General features: G+C 38.0%; 5 protein-coding genes. 4 read left to right on the top strand and 1 reads right to left on the bottom strand.

All coding sequences use genetic code 11. The annotated features are described in order from the left end of the window. Positions 1–53: 53 nt before the first annotated feature. A complete protein-coding gene (locus tag LE180_RS06080; RefSeq protein ID WP_374134565.1) occupies positions 54–1289 on the top strand; it encodes a hypothetical protein in 1236 nt (411 codons plus the stop codon). A gap of 769 nt (positions 1290–2058) precedes the next feature. Here LE180_RS06080 and LE180_RS06075 read toward each other — a convergent pair. Next, positions 2059–3270, bottom strand: coding sequence for a peptidoglycan DD-metalloendopeptidase family protein (locus tag LE180_RS06075; RefSeq protein WP_374134564.1), 1212 nt, complete (start codon positions 3268–3270; stop codon positions 2059–2061). 118 nt (positions 3271–3388) lie between these two features. Here LE180_RS06075 and LE180_RS06070 point away from each other — a divergent pair, with 118 nt between their 5' ends. The 3 genes from LE180_RS06070 to gltX form a co-directional block, all read left to right on the top strand. Further along, entirely contained in the window at positions 3389–3658 is a 270-nt protein-coding gene (locus LE180_RS06070) for a DUF1015 family protein (protein WP_374134563.1), read from the top strand. Between the two features lie 21 nt (positions 3659–3679). Continuing rightward, on the top strand, positions 3680–4183 hold the full coding sequence (locus LE180_RS06065; RefSeq protein ID WP_374134562.1) for a hypothetical protein: 504 nt from the start codon (positions 3680–3682) through the stop codon (positions 4181–4183). Beyond that, positions 4176–5104, top strand: a 929-nt coding sequence (gene gltX / locus LE180_RS06060) for a glutamate--tRNA ligase (protein WP_374134561.1), incomplete at its 3' end; no start/stop codon positions are given. The genes LE180_RS06065 and gltX, both read left to right, overlap by 8 nt.

Raw genomic sequence — 5104 nt, 5'->3', positions numbered from 1 at the left:
ACTTTATTATACTTGTTTTTTAAGGAACAATTCCTCGCAAGGACGCCGATAGTATGATGACATTACTCTTAAAAAGGAGACATAATACAATGACATTACAATTAAAAAGATGTGTAAGCTTGTTTGTTTGCCTTTCTCTGCTCGTTTCAGCATGCTCCCCAGATAACTCTAGCAAAGCTGGTGGCAAAGTTAGTAGCGATGTTAGCTCGCTCACTAGTAGGAGGAACAATAATGAAACACTTACCACCCCTTCGTTCTGCGATAGACATAAATCATGCAGTTGGGTGAGAGATAAATGGCATCATGTTAGGAACGATGAAATTAAAATTGGCGGAGTTAGCACAACGCCAATGGTAGCAACGCTAGTAGGCGTGGGAACAGTTGCTGCGTTGTTTGTTGTATGGTATAAGTGGTACACTCGGAAGCAATTCAGAAGCGTCGGAAGCAACACGGAAATAACTCAGTATTATGATGAGCCTGATGCTATTATCCCACTTCACGAATCGTCATCATCGTTATCATTTAGCTCATCATCAACATCAGTAGCAGCATTAACATCGTCATCAGCAGGCGATTTTGTGTTTAATGGAATCAAGGTCAGAGAGTCGAAAGACGACATCATATTATTTAGAGGCAATATAGAAGATGAGGACGAGGACGGCAAGCTTGTGTCTATTGCCCCAACCCCGCCGAATATGTATTACGTACCTCGACTTGCGAAAACCGCCGGGTTTGAAGAGAGAGAGAGAGATTCACGACCACGACAACCACCAACGAGAAAAAAGATAATGAATGATCTGAAGGAGGCGAGGAGGAATGCGGAGGAAGCGAGGAAGATCCTGAATGAGAATAAGAAAGGAGAGCCGTGGGTTGAGAAGTTGCGTAAGCCTGTAACGAAGACGGAGGAAATGGCAAAGCGTGTGAAGGAAGTGTTTGGGGAAAATAAGAGGATGGATGCGGGGAAGGCGCGGAGTATGATGGACAGGGCGGTGGAGTTTGAGGGGTCAGCGAAGGAGGCGGCGGACGTTTGTGTAGCGAATAGTGAGCCGGATGAGCCCAAAATCCTTGTAGTAAGCAGACACGGCACTGCGGCGGAACTTGGAGAGGATAGTGAGTCTAAGGAGAGGGTGAAGAATAATAAGTTGGTGGATAAGAAGATGGCAGCGACATGGGAGTTGGAGGAGGCGACGGCAAATACATTGATGTCGTCGGTGGTGCTGAAGAATGATCTCAAGCGCCATTACGATTATAACGAGAACAATTATAAAGACCAAGCAGTAGGGGATTAGCTCCTCATATCCATAAGTCCTAATCGCTTTTACAAATCTCCTTATTTTATACTTAGGTATGCCTGTTCTCATTGATATTTCTTTTCTGTTTAATATCCCCAAATGTAACCTAAAATACAAAATCAGCCGTTCTGTTTCGTTGTACCTTTGAAACTCTATAGCTTTAAAGTCGTTCCATTCGTTAAAACTTCTTCGCTGTGAAACCGTTCTAAAAATGTCCCTTTCCCCTTTGCTAATTTGGTTTCTTATAAACACTAAAAATCTCCACTAAATTTACTGCTAAATTTTCATCTAAAATTGCAGGTTTAAATTCCCTGTTATTTACCTGTTATTTTGCCACGAAAATTGCCATTTTTGCATTAAACCGCATTGAAAAACCAACCATTTTGCTGTTATACCTGTTATTTTTAGGCTAAAACATGCCTTTTTTGACCCTTTTTTTGACCCTTTTTTTTTGGAGGACTTAGTCCTATGTTTTTTTATCAAATTTTAACCGCTTTTTTGGATTAAATTGTATGGGCAAGTACTCAACAACGCCGTCATAGGCTTCTTTCTGCGTTTCTGTTTCTGTTCTGAATTATATACAAAATTCAACAAAGCAATCATACGGACTGCTTATATATAGTAAGGAGGACGAGTATTATTGCAATTGAAATAAGCGATAGAGTGATAAAGAGTTGCAGAAATATATATAGGAAAGTAAAAGAGCCAATAAGAGAGGCAAAGGGTTCTTATTAGAAAATTATGGGTTAGCCGAGTATATGCTTCTCTAAATTAATTCAATTGTTTGAATTTTTTCCATGAAAGCTTTTTTGTCCTCGCCGGTCAGAGTTGTTGACGGCGATCGCTTCATTTTTTGAAAGTCGAAGAATTTACCGTTGAGTTTTATTCTAAAGTCTAAATGAGGTCCTGTAGCAAGACCTGTCATACCTACATATCCTATAACTTGCCCTTGTTTTACTTTAGCGCCTTTTTTGATTCCTTTTCCATATTTTGACAAATGCCCGTAATATGTTTCACAGCCGTTTGAATGCTTTATAATTACCAATTTGCCGAATCCTCCGCTATACTGCGCTTTAACGATTGTACCGTTTCCAACCGATGAAACAGGAGTTCCTTCTGGAGCGGCATAGTCTATTCCAAGATGAGGTCTTGCATATTTTAATATAGGGTGAACCCTGCTAATTGTGAAAATCGAGCTTATTCTTCTAAACTGCAGTGGCGCTTTTAAAAATGTGCTTTTTACGGATTTGCCATTTTCGTCAAAATACCCATCTTCGCCTTCTTTTGTTTTAAAATAGAAGGCGTTGTATGTTCTAGATGGGGTTTGATATTGAGCAACGATGATCCTAGAAGTTAATTTTTTGTTTTTCTTTGCCATGTACTCTACTTCATACATAAGTTTAAAAATATCACCCTGTTTAGTATCCGTAAGAAAATCTATTTGCCATGCAAATATGTCTGCAAAAGAAAGAATTATATCTTGCGATATGTCTTGAGAAGTCATTGCCGACCACAAAGACGATGTGATAGTTCCTTGCTCTTTGCGCTCAGTTGTAGTTGTTTCAAGTTGTTTCTTTTCTGTTGTTATTACGTTATCTGATGACCTGGTTATTGAATAGTATGAGATGCCTTTAGGATAATATGAGAATTCTGTCCAATTTCCGGTTTTTTTATTATAAAGTATTTCATAAAATTCTCCGGGCATGCAGCGACCTATATTCATTACTTTTTTTAGTTCTCTGATAATTTCACATGTATCTTTTTCGGAAAGTTTTGTATTATTTAGCGTCAATGTTAAGATGTCGCCTTGTTGAATAATCACTTTCTCAACATCGGAGACTGCGTCTTCTATACTTTCAATCTCAGGATTTGGATATTCGAAATCTGCAATTCTGTTTCTAATGATGAGTATAACGACGATAAGACAAACGGCAAACACAGCGAAATATACAACAGTTTTTTTTGAAAATTTTTTCATAACGCGGGCTATTCTACAAGATTTTAAATCTTTTGACAATATTGTAGTGTTTTTGTAGAATCAGTGGTGGAAGTCCTGATTTTAGAGGGGAGCGTTATGGTTGAGATAAAGTCATTTCGTGCAAGTAAGCTACTCAAGAGAAGTAATTATAGATTTTATATCTCCTCCCTATGACGTTATAAGTCCTGATGAAAGGACAAGACTTCAAAAGTTCTCGCCTTTTAACATAAGTCCGATTTTTGGTTTGTTTGATGACGACAAACATGTTGTTGTTGATATGTGTAAAAAAATAGCGGGAAGAGATCCCGCGTCGATTGTGAAAGATAATGGAGGAACGTTTCATAAGTTGTGGGTTGTTACAGATGAGAATGTAGTAAAAACTTTCTAAATAAGATAATCGAGGATATATTTGGTAATAGATATTTTTTTAGTAATCAGCGTAATTTTAATAGCTTGGCTTGGCTGGTCTGCCGGTCTTACGAGGACTTTTTTTGCTGTTCTTGCTGGATTTGTGGCAGTTTTTGTAGCAAGTAAGTATCCGTATCAAGAAGGTTTAAATTTTTATGTCATATTTGTAATAGCTGCATTGTTTATTGTTATGCTTGGTAGATTTATTTTAAGAATGATTAGCTTTTTCTATCTAAATGTTCTAGATAGAATTGGTGGCGCGGTATTAGGCGTTTGCGTTTGGCTCATAATGGTAATAAATGTGGTAATCCCGACGATGACTCATGGTACTCATATTTTGAACGGACCAACGCATACGATTTATGCCACCATTTCCCATACAATGCAATCAAAATTTCCAATATTTAAGGATTATGTTCCTTCGTCACTTGAAAGAAAAGTATTGGAACATCAGAGTGATAATTTATGTGACAAAATTTTGGCAAAAGGAAAAATAAGTGAGTAACATACGGGTAAGATTTGCGCCGTCACCAACTGGTGATTTGCACATTGGAGGTGTTCGTACGGCTTTGTTTAACTGGCTTTTTGCCAGAAGCAAAGGTGGTAAATTTGTTTTGAGAATTGAAGATACCGACGAAGCTCGTTCTAATGAAGAATCAGTAAAAGTTATTTTAGATGCTATGAAATGGCTTAGACTTGGTTGGGATGAAGGACCCGGCAACGAGCTTCTAAAATATGCTCCTTATTATCAAATGAAACGTAAAGAGCAAGGTATATATCAGAAATATGCTGACGAACTTATAGCGAAAGATCTTGCTTATCCGTGCTATTGTACAACTGAAGAAGTTGATGCGATGAGAAAAAAAGCGCAGACTAATAAACTCCCTCCAAAGTACGACGGGAGTTGCAGAAATCTTACACCTAACCAGCGAAAACAAAAAGAAGCTGACGGGATGAAAGCTGTTATAAGATTTAGAATGCCTACTGTTGGGATTACAGTTTTAAATGATATCATAAGAGGAAAGGTTGAATTTGACAATTCTTTACTCGACGATTTTGTTATTATGAAAGCAAACGGCGTGCCAACATATAATTTTGCATGCGTTATCGATGATTATCTTATGGAGATTACACATGTTTTAAGAGGCGACGATCATATTTCAAACACGCCTCGACAGATGCAAATTTATAATGCTTTTAGGTGGAAAATGCCTGAATTTGCGCATATGGCTATGATTTTAGGTCCCGATGGCGCAAGACTTTCAAAGAGACATGGTCATACGTCGGTTTTGGAGTATAGAAAAGAAGGATATTTGCAGGAAGCGTTAATAAATTATCTTGCATTGCTTGGTTGGTCAACAGAGGATAGTCAGCAGATTTTTACAATAGAAGAGATGATACGAAAGTTTTCTACTGAGAGATGCGG

The sequence above is a fragment of the Candidatus Endomicrobiellum pyrsonymphae genome, from assembly GCF_020328025.1.
Lineage (GTDB): Bacteria > Elusimicrobiota > Endomicrobiia > Endomicrobiales > Endomicrobiaceae > Endomicrobiellum > Endomicrobiellum pyrsonymphae.
Note: the sequence above shows the minus strand (reverse complement) of the source record. Positions and strands in the feature narration are given on the sequence as shown.